General features: G+C 45.3%; 18 protein-coding genes. 5 read left to right on the plus strand and 13 right to left on the minus strand.

Annotation, left to right across the window (positions count from 1 at the left end):
- The first annotated feature begins 279 nt into the window (after positions 1 to 279).
- Positions 280 to 2,826, plus strand: coding sequence for an Ig-like domain-containing protein (locus ACF8EG_RS06140; protein WP_069507367.1), 2,547 nt, complete (start codon positions 280 to 282; stop codon positions 2,824 to 2,826).
- A gap of 141 nt (positions 2,827 to 2,967) precedes the next feature.
- Here ACF8EG_RS06140 and ACF8EG_RS06145 read toward each other — a convergent pair whose 3' ends face one another.
- Complete coding sequence (locus tag ACF8EG_RS06145) at positions 2,968 to 3,711, minus strand: YggN family protein (protein WP_021449939.1); 744 nt, start codon at positions 3,709 to 3,711, stop codon at positions 2,968 to 2,970.
- Positions 3,712 to 3,772: 61 nt separating this feature from the next.
- Positions 3,773 to 4,252 carry a GreA/GreB family elongation factor gene (locus ACF8EG_RS06150; protein WP_069507369.1) on the minus strand — a complete coding sequence of 160 codons (480 nt, stop codon included), beginning with the start codon at positions 4,250 to 4,252 and terminating at the stop codon, positions 3,773 to 3,775.
- Positions 4,253 to 4,328: 76 nt separating this feature from the next.
- On the opposite strand from ACF8EG_RS06150, the gene ACF8EG_RS06155 reads away from it, so the two are divergent.
- Complete coding sequence (locus ACF8EG_RS06155; protein ID WP_069507408.1) at positions 4,329 to 6,254, plus strand: ATP-dependent DNA helicase RecQ; 1,926 nt, start codon at positions 4,329 to 4,331, stop codon at positions 6,252 to 6,254.
- A 1-nt stretch (position 6,255) separates the two neighbouring features.
- Here ACF8EG_RS06155 and dinB read toward each other — a convergent pair whose 3' ends face one another.
- The 11 genes from dinB to bolA form a co-directional block, all read right to left on the minus strand.
- Positions 6,256 to 7,320, minus strand: a complete 1,065-nt coding sequence (dinB, locus tag ACF8EG_RS06160) for a DNA polymerase IV (protein ID WP_020841182.1) — start codon at positions 7,318 to 7,320, stop codon at positions 6,256 to 6,258.
- A gap of 132 nt (positions 7,321 to 7,452) precedes the next feature.
- Positions 7,453 to 7,686 carry a DUF2789 domain-containing protein gene (locus ACF8EG_RS06165; protein WP_020841183.1) on the minus strand — a complete coding sequence of 78 codons (234 nt, stop codon included), beginning with the start codon at positions 7,684 to 7,686 and terminating at the stop codon, positions 7,453 to 7,455.
- 176 nt (positions 7,687 to 7,862) lie between these two features.
- The gene (gene nqrM / locus ACF8EG_RS06170) at positions 7,863 to 8,096 is read right to left on the minus strand and encodes a (Na+)-NQR maturation NqrM (protein ID WP_005436655.1); all 234 of its coding nucleotides are present in this window, start codon (positions 8,094 to 8,096) and stop codon (positions 7,863 to 7,865) included.
- A 22-nt stretch (positions 8,097 to 8,118) separates the two neighbouring features.
- Entirely contained in the window at positions 8,119 to 9,123 is a 1,005-nt protein-coding gene (locus ACF8EG_RS06175) for an FAD:protein FMN transferase (RefSeq protein ID WP_005494217.1), read from the minus strand.
- Between the two features lie 156 nt (positions 9,124 to 9,279).
- Entirely contained in the window at positions 9,280 to 10,503 is a 1,224-nt protein-coding gene (nqrF, locus tag ACF8EG_RS06180; RefSeq protein WP_005456545.1) for an NADH:ubiquinone reductase (Na(+)-transporting) subunit F, read from the minus strand.
- Between the two features lie 33 nt (positions 10,504 to 10,536).
- Positions 10,537 to 11,133, minus strand: a complete 597-nt coding sequence (nqrE, locus tag ACF8EG_RS06185) for an NADH:ubiquinone reductase (Na(+)-transporting) subunit E (protein WP_005436652.1) — start codon at positions 11,131 to 11,133, stop codon at positions 10,537 to 10,539.
- Between the two features lie 7 nt (positions 11,134 to 11,140).
- Positions 11,141 to 11,773 carry an NADH:ubiquinone reductase (Na(+)-transporting) subunit D gene (locus ACF8EG_RS06190; protein ID WP_005456515.1) on the minus strand — a complete coding sequence of 211 codons (633 nt, stop codon included), beginning with the start codon at positions 11,771 to 11,773 and terminating at the stop codon, positions 11,141 to 11,143.
- Positions 11,773 to 12,558 (minus strand): Na(+)-translocating NADH-quinone reductase subunit C, encoded by a 786-nt coding sequence (locus ACF8EG_RS06195; RefSeq protein WP_392419354.1) that lies wholly within the window; start codon positions 12,556 to 12,558, stop codon positions 11,773 to 11,775. Before ACF8EG_RS06195 ends, ACF8EG_RS06190 begins: the two co-directional genes overlap by 1 nt.
- Positions 12,548 to 13,792 (minus strand): NADH:ubiquinone reductase (Na(+)-transporting) subunit B, encoded by a 1,245-nt coding sequence (locus ACF8EG_RS06200; protein ID WP_005456580.1) that lies wholly within the window; start codon positions 13,790 to 13,792, stop codon positions 12,548 to 12,550. The genes ACF8EG_RS06195 and ACF8EG_RS06200 overlap by 11 nt, the downstream gene beginning before the upstream one ends.
- A 5-nt stretch (positions 13,793 to 13,797) precedes the next feature.
- On the minus strand, positions 13,798 to 15,138 hold the full coding sequence (locus tag ACF8EG_RS06205) for a Na(+)-translocating NADH-quinone reductase subunit A (RefSeq protein WP_005494215.1): 1,341 nt from the start codon (positions 15,136 to 15,138) through the stop codon (positions 13,798 to 13,800).
- 473 nt (positions 15,139 to 15,611) lie between these two features.
- The gene (gene bolA, locus ACF8EG_RS06210; RefSeq protein ID WP_005456570.1) at positions 15,612 to 15,920 is read right to left on the minus strand and encodes a transcriptional regulator BolA; all 309 of its coding nucleotides are present in this window, start codon (positions 15,918 to 15,920) and stop codon (positions 15,612 to 15,614) included.
- A gap of 274 nt (positions 15,921 to 16,194) precedes the next feature.
- Between bolA and ACF8EG_RS06215 the strand changes: the two genes are divergently transcribed.
- The 3 genes from ACF8EG_RS06215 to ACF8EG_RS06225 are packed head-to-tail and all read left to right on the plus strand — an operon-like array spanning position 16,195 to position 18,503.
- Complete coding sequence (locus tag ACF8EG_RS06215) at positions 16,195 to 17,352, plus strand: methyltransferase (RefSeq protein WP_069507370.1); 1,158 nt, start codon at positions 16,195 to 16,197, stop codon at positions 17,350 to 17,352.
- Positions 17,353 to 17,388: 36 nt separating this feature from the next.
- Positions 17,389 to 17,958 carry a YajG family lipoprotein gene (locus tag ACF8EG_RS06220; RefSeq protein ID WP_020841186.1) on the plus strand — a complete coding sequence of 190 codons (570 nt, stop codon included), beginning with the start codon at positions 17,389 to 17,391 and terminating at the stop codon, positions 17,956 to 17,958.
- A complete protein-coding gene (locus ACF8EG_RS06225; protein ID WP_020841187.1) occupies positions 17,958 to 18,503 on the plus strand; it encodes a peptidylprolyl isomerase in 546 nt (181 codons plus the stop codon). Before ACF8EG_RS06220 ends, ACF8EG_RS06225 begins: the two co-directional genes overlap by 1 nt.
- Positions 18,504 to 18,573: the final 70 nt, after the last annotated feature.

The raw sequence follows: 18,573 nt of genomic DNA on the forward strand, positions 1-18,573 counted from the left end.
GACATTCAGTTTGTAAATTTTTACATACATCTCATATTCATCATCCCGTCATCAAACCGTTATTTGCCATCAAATCGACTGTATCACCACGCAAAACCACTGATTCATTCATCGTGAAGTGAGCCGAAAAATAATGAGCTCGACTGTAAGAGGCGAATAGTTCCTCGTGATATTGTGTCGAAAAGCAGAATATTGTTCTTCGCTTTTTCCCCCTTATGTCTATTTATCAGCTAGTTATTACTCTGTTCTCATTTATATCCATGACTCAAGGAGAGGAAAATGAAGGTCACTCTACTTCACGGAGCGGTGGTAGCTGCACTCAGTGTTAGCTATCAAGCTCAAGCCTACAACTGTCAAAGCCTGCCTGATTGGGATAGCACTGCGATCTACACCTCAGGCACTCAAGTGAAAACTCAAGGTGCCGCCTATGAGGCCGCTTATTGGACACAAGGTAACGACCCCGTCACCAACTCAGGTTCATGGGAAGCGTGGAAGGCATTAGGTCAATGTGATGGCGGAAACAGTAATCTGTCGCCAACGGTGTCCTTCTCTTCTCCAACGAACAACGCGCAAATTCCTGAAGGCAGCGCCATTACTCTGTTAGCCAATGCGTCCGACGAGGACGGACAGGTCACACAAGTGGAGTTTTTAGCGGGTGACCAAACCGTTGCTATCGTCACCCAAGCGCCATTTGAGGCATCTTGGACCGCAGCCCAAGGCGTTTCTCAACTCACCGCGATTGCGACAGACAATGAAGGCGCAGTAACCTCCACAACGGTTGCTATCGTCGTTCAGCCTCAAGTAGAGCTGCCGCCACCTAGCATTACTCTCACTAGCCCAACAGGTACGGAAACACTGAGTGTGGGGGATAACCTAACCGTCACGGCTCAAGCTGATGACTTTGATGGCGTAGTTACTCAAGTTGAATTCTTTGTTAACAACCAATCCGTCGCCATTGATACCAGTGCACCTTACGAATACCAATGGACAGCGAGTGTTGGCACGCACTCATTTAAAGCTCAAGCGACAGATGACTCTAATCTCTCTACCATGAGTCAAGAAGTGGCGCTTGTCGTCGCGAATTCAGAAACAGGCAATGGTGGGTGTGCCGATGCTGTCCCTTACGTAGCAGGCACGCGTTATGAAGTAGGTGCTCTGGTTTCTAACCTTAACCAAAAATATCGTTGTGACGTTGCGGGTTGGTGTTCGTCCGATGCAACATGGGCCTACGAGCCAGGTGAAGGCCTGTACTGGAAAGATGCTTGGACTGGCCTAGGGGCGTGCTCAACACCGCCTCAAGTTACCATTACCGCCCCAACTGATGGACAAGTCGTGCTCGCAGGCAGCAACAACGAAATCACAGCCAACGCAAGCGACTCAGATGGCATGGTTACGCAAGTGGAGTTTTTCGCGAATAACGCTCTCTTAGGTGTCGTTACTCAAGCGCCATATTCCGTAACTTGGAACGCCACACTTATTGGCGCTAACCAGCTTAAAGCCGTTGCAACAGATAACGACAACAATACGTCAGAATCTGTTGTGAACGTAAATGTCAGTGATAAAGATTTAGTCATTTCCCTTACTTCGCCTAGCGCAGGTCAAACGGTTGGCTTAGGCAAAAATCTCACATTAAGCGCCGATGCAACATCTTTAACTTCAGACATTAAGCAAGTTGACTTTATGGTCAACGGCGCCGTTGTCGCCACTGATACGACTGTGCCTTATTCTGCGAACTGGACACCAGCCGCAATCGGACAGTTTACCGTAAGCGCTCAAGCCGTTGATCTTGCAGGAAGCACCGCATTATCTGACGCAGCAGCGGTGACAGTTGTAGAGCAGACAGAAAAACGTCATAAACTGATTGGTTACTGGCACAACTTCGTGAACGGTGCGGGCTGCCCAATTAGGCTGGCAGACATGGCTGATGCTTGGGATGTGATTGATATTGCCTTTGCTGAAAACGACCGAAACAGCGATGGCACAGTGCACTTCAACCTGTATTCTGGCGATATTTACAGTGATTGTCCTGCACTCGACCCAACGCAATTCAAACAAGATATGGCAGCATTGCAGGCGAAAGGTAAGAAGTTCGTTCTATCTCTTGGAGGTGCTGAAGGCACTATCACTCTAAACACTGACCAAGACGAAGCGAACTTTGTTTCTAGTCTAACTGGCCTTATCGCTGAATGGGGCTTTGATGGTCTCGATGTGGATTTAGAGAGTGGATCTAACCTAGTACACGGTTCACAAATTCAAGCTCGTCTTGGTCGTGCTTTGCTGCAAATTGAGCAAAACATGGGTGGCGATATGTACCTAACCATGGCTCCTGAACACCCTTATGTTCAAGGCGGTTACGTCGCTTACAGCGGAATTTGGGGAGCGTACATTCCAGTGATCAACGATACTCGCAGCACGCTCGACTTGCTTCATGTTCAGCTATACAACAACGGCGGTCTACCAAACCCGTACCTACCAGGTTCTGCACCAGAAGGATCTGTTGATATGATGGTCGCTCAATCTAAGATGCTTATCGAAGGTTTTGAACTAGCCGACGGCACTCAGTTTGCGCCATTGCGTGATGATCAAGTCGCGATCGGTTTACCTTCAGGCCCAAGCTCGGCAAACTCAGGTCAGGCTCCGACACAAAATATTCTCAACGCACTAGACTGTTTAACGAAAGGCACATCCTGTGGCACCGTTAAACCAGCGTTCAACTACCCGAATTATGCTGGCGTAATGACGTGGTCTATCAACTGGGATCAGCATGATGGCTTTAACTTCTCAAAACCTGTTGGTGATAAGTTAACTCAGATGAACGCGCAATAAGCGCCTTTAAGCCGGTTAGGTGCGTTTGGTCAAACCCTCGCAACTCGGCCAAAAGATGGAACCACTAAAACGAAAAGAGAGTGCCAAACGGCGCTCTCTTTCTTTGTATTTTTAGATGTTGTTTCTACGCGAAGCGATTCATCAAATGGTAAAGACTCGATAGTCTTTCAACTCAGGAATTTTCTTCAACAAATCGTCTTCTTGCCCTGCCATATTGTCCAGAGATTCACATAAGTCTTCCGCTTGTTGCTCCACCTCTTTCGAATGTTCAGCCAGACGCTGCTCAACTTTCGCACTTAATTCTGCCATGCTTTCAGAGAGTGCTGTTAGGTTTAAACCACCCTCTTCTTTCATTTTTTTCGATAAAGCATCGAACGCGCTAGCCAGAAACTCTTTATTAAAAATCTCCTGCGCTTTTTCAAAATCTTTCGTCCAGCCCTGCGTCATCGATTCAAAGCTGTCTGCAGGCAAAATAAAATCACCATCTTTGTAATAACGAGATTGCACATCAGCAAAGAAGTCTTTAACTGCAACTTTTACGTTATCAAACGCGCCCGGTGCATCCAAACTCGCTGCCACATCGTCAATGATGTCATTGGCAAGTTCCAAGCCATCACTCGCTAACTGCTTAGCTTGAGGGATATAGGCATTCATTTTTTCGCGATATGCTTCAATCGCGGCTTTCTGCTCCGCATCGAGTTCAATCAACTCACCTTTGATGAACAAGTTGTTGTCTTCGTCCACGACGGCTTTATCACCAGAAGTCTGGCGAATTTCCAAACTCTGTCCATCCATACGAACTTCATTATGGATGTCCACACGACATTGCGCTGCATAGCCTGTTGCACTAACCATCAGCAATGAAAGTGTAAAAAGTTTCTTCATGTCATTCTCTTATCTTCAAAATAACTTCTGTTAAACATAACACTCAGTTATACATTTGATGTCAGAACGCCGTCACGACTTCGTAACAAGTTGTTTTATCGCCAATTTTCATCTCAAACTCTTCACCTTCCTCTTTGCCAAGTAACGCTCGTCCCAATGGTGATTTCGCTGTTAAGACAAAGACTTCCTGATCTTGCCAAGCCACCGTTAGTCCACCAGAGCACGGACCGATGAAAAAGCGTTTTTCGATATTATTCTCATCGACGAGAACCACATACGCGCCTACACCTATTGGCGCATCCGTAAAGTCGCGAATAACCATTGAGCGATACTGACGCAATTCGTCCTCACTCTCTTGTAATCGCATTGCTTGGCCATGAGCAAGATAGGAAGCCTCTAATGCAAGCGTGTCGTACTTATGCTCGGGCACTGTTTCTTCGTCCGTTGCGGCATCGATGGCTCTTTGGGTGGAAGCGTGTGCAATTCGAAGTTTTTCTTCCAATTGATGAATGATGATTTGGATTAACTCAGCTTTGTTCATACTTTTTGAAGGCGCGCTCAGTAGGCAGGATATGTTAATGTACCCTAGTCTATCACCGAAGAAAGGTTTCCCTAACATGCAAAGTACCCAGTTACTACAAACGCTTCAATCCGTGTTTGGTTTTGACTCATTACGCCAAGGCCAACAACTAGTTATTGAATCGGTCATGGATGGTTACTCTGCAGCAGCAATATTCCCAACGGGCTCGGGTAAATCTCTTTGTTATCAACTCCCCGCCACCATGCTGCCAAACCTCACTTTAGTGATCTCGCCATTACTGGCACTAATGAAAGATCAGCTGAGCTTTTTGCAAAGCAAAGGGATCGCCGCCGCTTCTATCGATAGCAGCCAAAGCAGAGAAGAAGCGCAACGCGTAATGGTTGGAGTCAAAAACGGTGAAATCAAAATTTTGATGATTTCTGTCGAACGCCTCAAAAACGAGCGCTTTCGCGAGTTCATTCGTCAAGTGCCAATCTCTTTGATGGTAGTCGATGAAGCGCACTGTATCTCTGAGTGGGGACATAACTTCCGTCCGGATTACCTCAAGTTACCGCAATATCAGCGAGAACTGAATATTCCCCAAACCTTATTGCTGACCGCCACAGCAACGCCCGCCGTTATTGAGGACATGAAAAATAAATTCGATATTACGAGTGACCACATTACTGTAACTGGCTTTTACCGTTCGAACCTCGATATTTCAGTCATCCCTTGCGAAGAGTCCGAAAAGCAAACGCAACTCAACACGATTGTCGCCGCAGCCCCTAAACTGCCAACCATCGTTTACGTAACGCAACAGCAAACTGCAGAGCAAGTAGCTAAGTCATTGATCCACATTGGCGTTAACGCTCATGCGTATCATGCGGGAATGAAAAGTGAAGTTCGTGAGCAAATACAACAGCAATTTATGGCGGGCCAAATTGACTGCATTGTGGCCACGATTGCCTTTGGGATGGGTGTCGACAAATCAGATATTCGCCGTGTGATTCACTTTGATCTACCTAAATCCATTGAAAACTATGCACAAGAAATAGGTCGAGCAGGACGAGATGGACAAAGCTCTGAATGCACTCTGCTTGGCAATACTTCTGGTCTAACTGTATTAGAAAACTTTGTGTTTGGCGACACGCCTGAGCGCTCTTCGATTAGTTATGTATTGGGTCAAATCAAAGAGCACCAACCTCAGTGGGAAGTCGTGCCACTACGTTTGTCTCGCGAGAGCAATATCCGCCAGTTACCACTCAAGACGCTGTTGGTGTATTTAGAGCTTACGAAAGTGATCGAAGCTAAGTTTAGCTACTTTGCCGAATATCGATTCAAATTCCTACAAGATCAGCAATTTATCGTTAACCAATTCCAAGGAGAACGACGCGAGTTTGTAGAAGCCATTTTCACTTGTTCAACCAAAGCGAAAGTATGGTGCCAAGTCGATCTCGATGCTCTTTGGATGCACTATCACTCGGAACGTAGCCGCGTTGTCGCTGCACTGGATTACTTTCATCAGAATGGTTGGGTTGAACTGGAAAGCAAGCAGCTAACCGATGTGTATTCCGTCTTACCTGAGACACAGAATATCGAAGACATCACGCAGCATCTGTACGAGCTGTTCCAGTCTAAAGAGCGCAAAGACATCGACCGAATTCACGCCATGCTGGGGTTATTCCAATCGTCAGATTGTTTAAGTCATCAATTAGCCAGTTACTTTGCCGACCACAACGCCCCTGCTCACTGCGGTCATTGTTCTGTGTGTCGAGGACAGAGAGCGGTGTTCCCACCTCGGATTTACGATCAACCTGAACCAGCAGTCGCCTCCGCTTGGATTGCAGAGTTTGTCCAACTTTCCCCTTCTGCAATCAGTAACGAAGCCATCGCCCGATTCTTATGTGGCATCAGCACGCCGTTGATCAGCCAACTTAAAGCCTCAAAGCTATCTGGGTATGGTGCATTGGCTAATGTGTCCTTCGAACAGGTACTACAATTAGTTGAAAGTGTGCGGGAATAGATTAAAAGAAGCTGAGTTGGCGAGCTTGCTCTTCTGGCTTGAGCATAACGCTCAAGCCTAAGAGGCGAATTTCACGACCATTTTGACGCTTTAGAATGTCTTTTAGCAGCAACTTAAAGTCCTCAAGTTCTAACTGAGGATGAATATGTTCAATGGTAGTGAGCTGGAAGTCCGCGAACTTTACCTTAATGCCTTGCTTAATGATCGATTTATCTGGACTGGCACGCTCCAGTCGCTTTTCCAGTTCAGGATAAAGTTTCTCTTCGATCACTTGCCAGCACTCATCATAAGTAGAGATGTTTTGGCTAAACGTTCGCTCAACACCAACCGACTTTCTCTCACGCTCGACTACAACTTCTCGATCATCGATACCGTGACTGCGTTTCCACAATGATGCGCCTTGGCGACCGAATTGGCGTAACAGTTCTCGATAGTCGCTATTTTTAATGTCTTCACACAGATAAAAGCCCGCTTGATGTAACTTTTCTAGACTGACCTTACCAACTCCAGGGATTTTTTCTAGTGGTAGCTTATCAACCACTTCTTGAACTTTCTCAGGAGGAATAACAAACTGTCCATTGGGTTTGTTCATATCCGAAGCAACTTTAGCGAGAAACTTAATCGGCGCGATTCCAGCAGATGCCGTCAGGCCCAACTCGTTTCGAATATCATTACGGATAGACTCCGCAATCAGGGTTGCTGAGCCCCTGCAAGCTGTCGCATCGGTAACATCTAAGTAGGCCTCATCAAGAGAAAGAGGTTCAATTAAGGAAGTATAACGTTCGAAGATAGCTCGAATTTGCAGTGAGACTTGTTTGTAGACATGCATTCGACCGGGAACAACGAGCAAATGCGGGCAAAGCTGCAACGCACGAGCGGTAGGCATGGCACTACGTACGCCAAACTTGCGTGCTTCATAGTTACACGTGCTAATGACGCCGCGCTGTTTTTCATGCCCGCCAACCGCAAGCGCTATATCTCGATAATTTGGGTTATCTCGCATCTCGACGGCAGCATAAAAACAATCCATATCGACATGAATAATCTTTCTGATTCGCTCTGACATACCCGACAAAATACTGGTTAAAAATACAGTATAATTCAATTAACGAAGCAAGAAAATGAAAGATTAAAACCACCGCTCAAAGAACATATTGCCAAGTTTCTAAAGGGTTGAATTATCTTTTTTTATCGCGGTTCAATCACGCAACATTACATCGAGCTGATCCACAAGCTCAGCCCAATCAGCATCTTCTTCAATCGCTTGTTTTAAAAATGCGGCCTGAGAATGTGTCCAGAAACTCGCTTCGTGTAAAGGTGCTGATTCACGTTTATGTCGATGCGTATTGACGAAATCTTTAATTTCTTTGGAAGAGCTCCCTAACCCGAGCTGATTGAAAAGATCAGCCATGCCATGTTGATGTAATTCCATTGTGTCCTCCGACTCGAATGAACCTTTATTTGAGTATATACCTCACCCAATTATGCACCCGTGAAAGTACTAATATTTCACTCTCTATGTAGAAAACACGGCGCTTTGATACACGCAAAAAATAACCCAGCCGAAGCTGGGTTATAGAAAAATGATAAGCACTCTATGCTTGCGCGTTACGCTATACGGTCTTTTTCCCACGCAGCTAGCTTTTCAGCACGAGCAGCTTCGCGAGCTTCACGCTTCTTGCGCGCGTCACATGGCTCTGGGCAGTTACATACTTTCTCTATGCCGACTGCGCCAAGACCACCACAGCTGCCTTTCACTACTTTCTTCTGGAAGATGTAGCCAACGGCCATCGCTGCGATCACCGCAACAAACACTGCAAATGTAATTAGAAATGTACTCATAAGAACATGCTCACTTCTGATGTTATTTGTTCATGAATGGCTTGTATGCTTCCGAAGCCAGCTCTTTAAAACCATCTTCCGTTTTCACAATCATGAAAACAGGAATGTTATTTTCGTTCGCGATTTCCATGCCTTTTTCTTCGCCTAGCACCATAAGACCCGTTGCTAGACCGTCAGCAGTCATCGACGATTTATCCAATACTGTCACAGACACCACTTTATGATGGATTGGTTTGCCTGTTTGCGGATTGATAATGTGAGAGTATCGCACACCATTGCTCTCAAAGTAATTACGGTAGTCACCACTTGTTGCAATTGCCATGTCACCTGGTTCGATGATCTCTTGAATAGATCGCTCATCAACCGTTGGTTTCTCAATCGCGATTCGCCATGGCACACCTTCTCGGTTGATACCTTTCAAACGCATTTCGCCACCAACTTCGACCATGTAGTTTTTTATCCCTACCGATTGTAGGTAATCAGCAACCACATCAACCCCCCAACCTTTTGCAATCGTTGACAGGTCAACATACAAATTAGGAATGTCCTTTGACAGTTTATTGCCATCAACGGTCAGGTGGTGAATCCCAGTGTTTGCCTTACGAGCCGCTAACTCTTCATCAGAAGGCACTACGTCAGGGCGAGCTTCTGGGCCAAAGCCCCAAAGGTTAACCAGAGGACCAACCGTTACATCGAGCGCACCTAAAGTTAGGCCATTGAGACGAACCGCTTCTTTTACTACGGTTGCCGTTTGCGCTGACACTTCGAAAGGCTCACTTGTTTGATGCTGGTTAAAGCGACTCAGCTCTGAGTCTTCACGGTAAGTCGACATTTGATCGTTGACTTCTTCAAGCAGTCGATCGATTTCCGTTTGCAGAGCCTTCGGCGTCGGAATGCCGTCTTGCTCAATGTATTTAATGTTGTAAGAAGTCCCCATTGTAGGACCGCTTAGATGAATTTGATCAGCAGGCTGTTCACAACCAGCCAAAATCAATAGAGAAGCGAATGCAACAAGCCACTTTTTCACTTGTTTACTCCCATTGTTGTTGAATTGATATGGGAAATAGGACTATGTCCGTCAATCCAATTTCCTATAGCAACTGTTGAATATGGTTTTGTATTTCAGAAAAAAATAATGGCTAGCCCTTAGAGAGCTAGCCATAAATACAATCACTTGGAGGGATTAACCACCGAAGTCATCTAGTAGGATGTTCTCATCCTCTACACCTAGGTCTTTCAGCATGCCGATAACAGCCGCGTTCATCATAGGTGGACCACACATGTAGTACTCACAGTCTTCTGGAGCTTCGTGATCACGTAAGTAGTTCTCGTAAAGAACGTTGTGAATGAAGCCTGTGTAACCATCCCAGTTATCTTCTGGAAGTGGATCTGACAGTGCACAGTGCCATACGAAGTTGTCGTTCTCAGCCGCTAGGCCATCGAAGTCTTCAACGTAGAACATTTCACGTTTAGAACGTGCACCGTACCAGAATGACATCTTGCGCTTAGAGTGCAGACGTTTTAGCTGGTCGAAGATATGAGAACGCATTGGAGCCATACCTGCACCACCACCAATGAATACCATTTCTGCGTCAGTGTCTTTCGCGAAGAACTCACCAAATGGGCCAGAGATAGTACACTTGTCGCCTTCTTTCAAAGACCAGATGTACGAAGACATGATGCCCGGTGGTACGTCTGGGTTGTTCGGCGGCGGAGTTGCGATACGAACGTTAAGCATGATGATACCGTGCTCTTCAGGGTAGTTAGCCATTGAGTATGCACGAATTGTTTCTTCATTAACTTTAGACTCGTAACGGAAAAGATTGAACTTCTCCCAGTCCTCACGGTATTCCTGAGGAATATCGTAGTCCGCGTATTTAACGTGGTGAGCTGGCGCTTCAATCTGGATGTAACCACCAGCACGGAAAGGTACTGATTCGCCATCTGGAATTTGTAGCTTAAGCTCTTTGATGAATGTCGCTTTGTTATCGTTAGAGATAACCGTACATTCCCACTTCTTAACGCCGAAGATTTCTTCTGGTAGTTCGATGTCCATGTCAGTTTTCACTGCCACCTGACACGCTAGACGCTCACCTTCACGAGCTTCACCTTTAGTGATGTGATCAAGCTCAGTTGGTAGGATGTCGCCACCGCCAGATTTAACTTTTACGCGACACTGACCACAAGAGCCACCGCCACCACAAGCAGAAGATACGAATACGCCAGCACCAGCTAGAGCACTCAGTAGCTTACCGCCTGGTTGTGTAACGATCGCTTTATCAGCGTCACCGTTCACAGAAATTGTAATGTCACCTGTTGGTACAAGCTTAGACTTAGCGAAAAGAATCACTAGTACTAGCGCAAGTACGATCAGAGTAAACATCACTACACCAAGAATAATGTCCATTGACTATTCCTTAATTGTTGCGGTTTACCCGACTTACAGTTGAACACCAGAGAAAGACATAAAGCCTAACGCCATAAGACCTACAGTGATGAATGTGATACCAAGACCACGTAGACCTGGAGGTACGTCAGAGTACTTCATCTTCTCACGGATACCTGCAAGAGCAACGATTGCTAGCATCCAACCCACACCAGAACCGAAACCGTAAACAACAGATTCAGCAAAGTTGTAGTCACGTTGTACCATGAAAGATACACCACCGAAGATCGCACAGTTTACTGTGATCAACGGTAGGAAGATGCCTAGCGCGTTGTACAAAGGTGGGAAGAAACGGTCAAGAACCATCTCTAGGATCTGTACAAGTGCTGCAATTACACCGATAAAGGTGATGAAGTTTAGGAAGCTAAGGTCCACGCCCTCAACTAACGCATTTTCTTTCAGAACTAGGTTGTAAACTAGGTTGTTCACAGGAACAGCGATAGTCAAAACTACCACAACTGCAACACCTAGACCGAAAGAGGTCTTAACTTTCTTAGATACGGCAAGGAAAGTACACATACCTAGGAAGAAAGACAGTGCCATGTTCTCGATGAAAATCGATTTAACTAACAGACTGATGTAATGTTCCATGACGCCCTTACTCCTTCGCTTCTACTTGTTCTGGTTTAAACACACGGATTACCCAGATCAGGAAGCCGATTAGGAAGAATGCAGATGGTGCTAGTAGCATTAGACCGTTAGGCTGGTACCAACCACCGTTGCTCACTAGAGGTAGTACTTCCATACCAAATAGTTTGCCTGAGCCGAATAGCTCACGGAAGAAACCAACAGTGATAAGAACGAAACCGTAACCTAGACCGTTACCAATACCGTCGATTAGAGAAGGTACTGGCGCAGACTTCATTGCGAATGCTTCAGCACGACCCATTACGATACAGTTGGTGATGATCAGGCCAACGAATACTGATAGCTGTTTAGAGATATCGTATAGGTAAGCTTTTAGCACCTGGTCTACCACGATTACTAGAGATGCGATGATCGCCATTTGAACGATGATACGCACACTGTTAGGAATGTGGTTACGGATCAGAGAAACAGAGAAGTTAGACAGAGCAGTTACGAATGTTACCGCTAGTGTCATTACAAACGCCGTTTCTAGTTTAGTTGTTACTGCAAGAGCAGAACATACACCAAGAACTTGTAGCGCGATCGGGTTGTTATCCAACACCGGCGCCATAATGCTCTTTTTAATGTTTTGTGCGCTAGACATTAGTTCAGACCTCCGTCACGAACTTTTGCTAGGAAAGGACCAAAGCCCATGTCACCTAACCAGAAGTCGAATGTACCTTGAACACCGTTACCAGTTAGTGTCGCACCAGATAGGCCATCAACGCCGTGTTCAGAACCTGCTGGCGCACCACCTTTAACAACCTTGATTGCTGGTTTGTGGTTTTCGTCGAACAGTTTCTTACCAACCCATTGAGCACGCCATGATGGGTTCTCAACTTCACCACCAAGTCCAGGAGTTTCACCTTGCTCGTAGTAAGTGATACCAGACACAGTGTTACCGTCAGTTTCAACTGCAACGAATGCGTACATCATCGACCATAGACCGTTACCGTGAACCGGGATGATAACTTTAGAAACGTCATCACTGTTTTTCACTAGGTATACGATACCCGTGTTAGCACGACGAATGATCTTAGCTTTGTCTTGCTCAGCTGTAAGCTTAATAGACGTCGCGTTGTCTTTCGCTGCTTTACGTTGATCGTAGTTAGCTGCTTTAGAACCATCAGCCGCTTCTTCAACGAATTCGCCTGTTGCGAAATCAACCAAGCGAGGCTCGATGTATTCAGCATATAGCTCAGGTACTTTCTTACCATTTGCTTCAATGCCAGCAACTTCAACAATCTTTGATTGTTTATCTAGGACAGCGTTAGCTTTTTGCTTATCACGCAGACCTACTGCTGCTGTTGATACGATGATTGAACAAACAAGGCTCAACCCGATAACAACACCCAGCGTCTTTTTAATGCTGTCGTTATTACTTGCCATAGCGTGCTAGTCTCCGCTTGATGTTCTTCTCAATTACTACATGGTCGAACAGAGGTGCGAATAGGTTCGCGAATAGAATCGCCAGCATCATACCTTCTGGGTACGCTGGGTTAACTACACGGATCATCACACACATTGCACCGATTAGGATGCCGTACCACCATTTACCTTTGTTAGTAAATGAAGCTGATACTGGGTCTGTAGCCATGAAGAACATACCGAATGCAAAACCACCTAGAACTAGGTGCCAGTGCCATGGCATGTTGAACATTGGGTTGGTGTCAGAACCGACCACGTTAAACAGTGTCGATACCGCAATCATACCAATCATTACACCCGCAATGATGCGCCATGAAGCGATTCGCATGTAAACGATCATCGCTGCACCGATCATTAGAGCAAGAGTCGATACTTCACCAATTGAACCAGGGATGTTGCCGATGAAAGCATCCATCCAAGTGATAGGAGCGCCAGTGATGTTGTTGATCAACGCGCCGCTACCGCCGTGAGCCCATTGGCTAAGAGCAGTTGCACCAGAGAAGCCGTCAGCTGCAGTCCAAACTACGTCACCCGAGATTTGCGCTGGGTAAGCAAAGAATAGGAAAGCACGACCTGCAAGTGCAGGGTTAAGGAAGTTGCGACCTGTACCACCGAAGATCTCTTTAGCAACAACAACACCAAATGTGATACCTAGTGCCGCTTGCCATAGAGGTAGCGTTGGTGGAACGATAAGTGCGAACAGAATAGAAGTTACAAAGAAACCTTCGTTAACTTCGTGCTTACGCACCATACAGAAAAGCACTTCCCAGAAACCACCAACAAGGAATACTGTTGCGTAGATTGGTAGGAAGTACGTCGCACCTAGTAGCATCTTACTGCCGACGCCTGCATCAGCAGAAATCGATCCGCCTAGCATTTCAGTCAGCCAGTAGTGCCAGTTACCTGCGATAACTGTCGCTAGTTGATCACCAGCGTACATGTGGTTTAGAGCTGCAATAGCTTGGCCACCTGCGTTGTACATACCCCAGAACATTGCTGGGAATACCGCAAACCAAACCATGATCATGATACGTTTTAGGTCAACGCTATCACGAACGTGTGAGCTTTTCTTTGTTACTAGACCTGGCGTGTAGAAAACTGTAGCGACAGCTTCGTACAGGGCAAACCATTTTTCATGTTTACCACCAGGCTCAAAGTGATGCTCGATGTCTTCAAGAAACTTTTTAAGAGCCATGGAAATTACCCTTCCTTCTCGATCTTATCTAGGCATTCACGAAGTAGTTGACCGTACTCGTACTTACCAGGACAAACAAAGGTACACAATGCCAAATCTTCTTCGTCTAGCTCTAGAGCGCCCAGTGCTTGAGCACTGTCACTATCGCCCGCGCATAGATCGCGAAGTAGCAAAGTAGGTTCCATATCTAATGGCATTACGCGTTCGTAGCTGCCGATTGGAACCATTGAACGGTCACTACCATTAGTCGATGTTGTCATGTTGAACAACTGACCTTTGAATAGGTGACCAAGGAATGAGCGAGTTACTGAGAACTTGTTCTTACCAGGCATAGCCCAGCCGAGCAGTTCTTTTTCACGGCCTTCGCGTAATACAGAAACCTGCTGATGGTAACGGCCAAGGTACGCGTGTGGACCTGTAGCGTGAGTACCAGTTAGTACTGAGCCAGAGATCACACGAACTTCGCCAGGCATCAGTTCGCTATCTGTTAGGTCGTCAAGGCTAGCACCCATTACGGTACGAACCAGACGTGGGTTATTCACCACTGGGCCCGCTAGAGAGATAACACGGTCTGTGTATAGCTCACCTGTTAGGAACAGCTTACCGAACGCGATAACGTCTTGGTAGTTGATGCTCCAAGCCACGTTTTCTGCATTTACTGGGTATAGGAAATGCATGTGGGTGCCAGCAAGACCTGCTGGGTGAGGGCCATCGAAGACGTGTTCTTCTACGTTAGACTGAGAAGAGCGTGGCAAGCTAGTGCCAGATTTACATACGTAAACCTTGCCTTCTGTCAGGGCTGAAAGAATGTCTAGACCGGCAATGAATGCTTCTTGTTGTTCGTTAATGATCAACTCAGGCTTAGCTGCAAGAGGATTAGTATCCATTGCAGTTACGAAAATAGCCTTAGTAGCAGACTCGATTGCTGGAACCTTGCTAAACGGACGAGTACGTAAAGCGGTCCAAAGGCCAGATTCAACCAGTTGAGTCTTGATCACTTCGCGATCTAGACCAGATAGTTGAGCGGCTTCGAACTTATCGAATGTCACCTGCTCTTCACCTGCCACTTCAATCACTACAGATTGAAGGACACGTTTAGCGCCACGGTTAACTTCGATCACTTTACCGGCTGCTGGTGCAGTAAATTTCACGCCAGGGTTCTTCTTGTCTTCAAAAAGAATTTGCGCTTTTTTCACTTCATCACCAACGCGGACATGCATGGTAGGACGCATGCCAACGTACTCTTCGCCAAGCAAGGCGACTTTTTTGATGGTCTTACCATCATTAATCACCTGGGATGGAGTTCCTGCGATAGGAAGATCCAAGCCCTTCTTTATTGTAATCATACGCACTTGCACTACTTTTATCGGGAAAAAGATTCTTTTGATTGCGTAACTTTTAGACACGACATCAGTGTCCGGTTTTGATGTTGTTTAAAACACCAAAATCGCAACATCCTATTAAAAATCTCGTCACATGAAATATGAGAGATTTATCAGGTGCGGTAGTCTAGCATTTTTTAGGAACTTGATGCCATGACCAATCATCAGAATAGAGGGGTAATTTCGATAGAATCAGGTCTAAAAGGTCAAATATTAGTCATAACTTTGACCGAACGCACAAATGACATATTCCACACATACCTTATGGAAATAAAATATTCACAGCCTGAAATATGCTTTAATTTATATTCATTTGTTGAAACGCTGTTAACACATTTTTTAACCAACATTTGTGCCACATTTTTGTCCCACACAAAATGTAAAACAAAAAAAGATGGCCTGAGCCATCTTTCTAAAAACGTCTGGTTTGAAAGGGGTTAACGCCCTCCTCCCATACACATTGGACTGTCTGGTGCACCATTTTGCTCACGTTTCCACTCTTCCTCTGTGTAAGTATGGATCGCAAGCGCGTGAATATGATTATCTAGCTCATCGGCAAGAATTTGATGAACTTGACGGTGACGGCCAATCAATCTCTGACCGGCAAATAAGTCACTCACAACAATGACTTTAAAGTGACTTTCCGAGCCAGGCGGTACATTGTGCATGTAACTTTCGTTGATAACTTTTAAGTAGCTTGGTTGCAGCTCACTATGTAACTTCTTCTCTATGATTTCTTGGATCATATTCTTTCCTCAATGATGCAAATGCCATAAGTATATACCCAACTCCTAAAGAGGTGGAGACTTGATACTCTTCCCATTTTGCGACTTTGTTTCGCGTTAATACTGGCAAAGGTTCAGCCCATTCAGCACAGATGCGTTTAAAGCACGAGCCACAAGCTTGCCACTTTACGCTATTTCGGCGAGTTAAATAGAAAATTTGACAGCTTTTTGTATCTACGTAAGCCATCATTTGCGACAATAATCACTAGTTTATTGAATCAACCTACGTTTACTTATGAAAACCGAATTGAATCTTCACGGTAGAAGCCTCACGCTTCATCGTTTTCCTAAGCGTTCTAACGAAACGCTTCAAGCTTGGGATGCGGGTGATGAGTACCTGATCAATCACGTCGAAGAAATGGCGTTACCTGACCATCAAAACATCGTTGTTATCAATGATAACTTTGGTGCCCTCGCTTGCTGGTTTTCTGAAAAACATCATGTCACTTTTATGAGCGATTCTTTCGTCTCTCACAAAGGTGCTCAAAAAAATCTTGAAGACAATCAATGTAATAAAGTGGCATTTCTGACCACAATGGACAGTATTCCTGCGAATACAGATCTTGTGTTAGTCCAGCTACCTAGAAGTAATCGTCATCTTGTTTGGATCTTGAGCCAACTTCGCAAAGTGCTTCCAACCGCTTGCCCTGTGATTGCTGTAAACAAAGCCAAAGAAATCCATACATCTACATTAAAGTTGTTCGAAAAATATCTTGGAGAGACTAAAACGTCACTGGCGTGGAAAAAGCATCGACTGGTCTTTTCTCAGGCCAATGCAGAACCAAGAATTGAAGTAGATCCAATCACGGCTTGGGGTATCGAAGGTGAACACATTCAGCTTAAAAACCTGCCAAATGTCTATTCAGGAGAAAGCTTAGATTTAGGTGCGCGTTTTATGCTGCAACATATTCCTCAAGACGCCTCAATCAACCACATTATCGATTTGGGATGCGGTAACGGCGTCTTATCGGTAAAAGCAGGTCAACTCAATCCAAATGTAAGACTGACTTGCGTTGATGAAAGCTTCATGGCGCTTGAATCTGCCAAGCAGAACTTATTGGATAACTTAGGCGAAGGTCGCGACATTCAGTGCGTGGCCAATAACTGTTTGGATGGATTCAAACCTGACAGTTGCGATTTAATCATGTGTAACCCACCGTTCCATCAGCAACAAGCCATTACCGATCATATCGCATGGCAAATGTTCTGTGATGCAAAACAAATTTTGAACCAAAATGGCAAGTTACTCGTCATAGGAAACCGTCACCTCGGCTACGATGCCAAGTTGAAACGTCTGTTTGGCGATAAGAATGTGAAACTCATCGCTTCTAACAATAAGTTCGTGATTTTACAGGCAACAAAAAATCCTGCTAAATTAAGCGCAAAACAATAGAGCTCTCCGAGCAAAATGTTTACAAGGAACAATAAAATGAAAAAACTGTTACTCGCGGCTTCGGTTGCATTGCTTACTGCATGTTCAGCGCCACAACAACCGCAACTGAACCTAATGCCTGAAAGCACCTTGAGCACCAATCCTATCGTACAAGGCAAAACATACAGTTTGACCAGCAAAGACGTGCGCGCAGCGCAGTACGTAGCTTTGGTTGATAACGGTCGTTCAAACATTCTACCGCTTCATGCGAAGCAAAACTTACGCATTGCATTAGAAGAAGCTTTAGAGAAACAGTTCTCATCTCAAGGTTTCCACTCTGATTTAAACAGCAACAACGCGATTGAACTGAATGTTCAAGAAGCGTTAGTGAACGTCAAACATTCCGTGATGGAAAACCAAATGGATGCCAAAGTGATACTAGAGATCACAGCAGAAACACCACAAGGCAAATTGGTGAAAACCTACACAGGTACTGCAAAACGCTCTGGCACTTTAAGCGCTTCAGATTCTGATATTGAAGAAACACTGAATGATGTAGTGACGTTAACGCTTAAAGAGATTGCTAACGACCCAGAGCTTCGTCAATACATGCAGGAGCGTTTCTAATGTTACGCAAAGCGATTCTTTCTTTAGCATTACTTAGCTGCAGTGTTTGGGCAGGGCCAAAAGTGGCATTTGAAACAACGTTAGGTTCATTTACCGTCGAGCTGAATGAAGAAAAAGCGCCAATCACAGTGGCTAACTTTCTGAAATATATAGAAGACGGCAGCTACGAAGGTACGATTTTCCATCGTATTATCCCAGGATTCATGGCACAAGGTGGCGGCTTTAACCAAGACATGCAGATGGTAAAAACATACGCGCCAATCAAAAACGAAGGAAATAATGGTCTGAACAATGACCGCGCAACCATCGCAATGGCACGCACTAATGCACCAGACTCTGCAACTCGCCAATTCTTCGTCAACCTCGTCGACAATGACTTCCTAAACTATGGTGCTCGCCCACCGGGTTATGCGGTATTTGGTGAGGTGACTGAAGGATTCGACGTTATCGAAAAAATGGCACAGCAGCCAACCACTACAGTAGGTCGAATGCGTGATGTACCAGAGACGCAAATCGTCATTACTAAAGCAACGCTACTCAAATAACCAAATCCATAAGCCCTTTGAATATTCGAAGGGCTTTCTCGTTCCATGGCTTCATTTTATTGGATTGATT

The organism is Vibrio sp. YQ_11 (assembly GCF_043103065.1).
In the GTDB taxonomy this organism is placed as follows: Bacteria; Pseudomonadota; Gammaproteobacteria; order Enterobacterales; family Vibrionaceae; genus Vibrio; species Vibrio parahaemolyticus.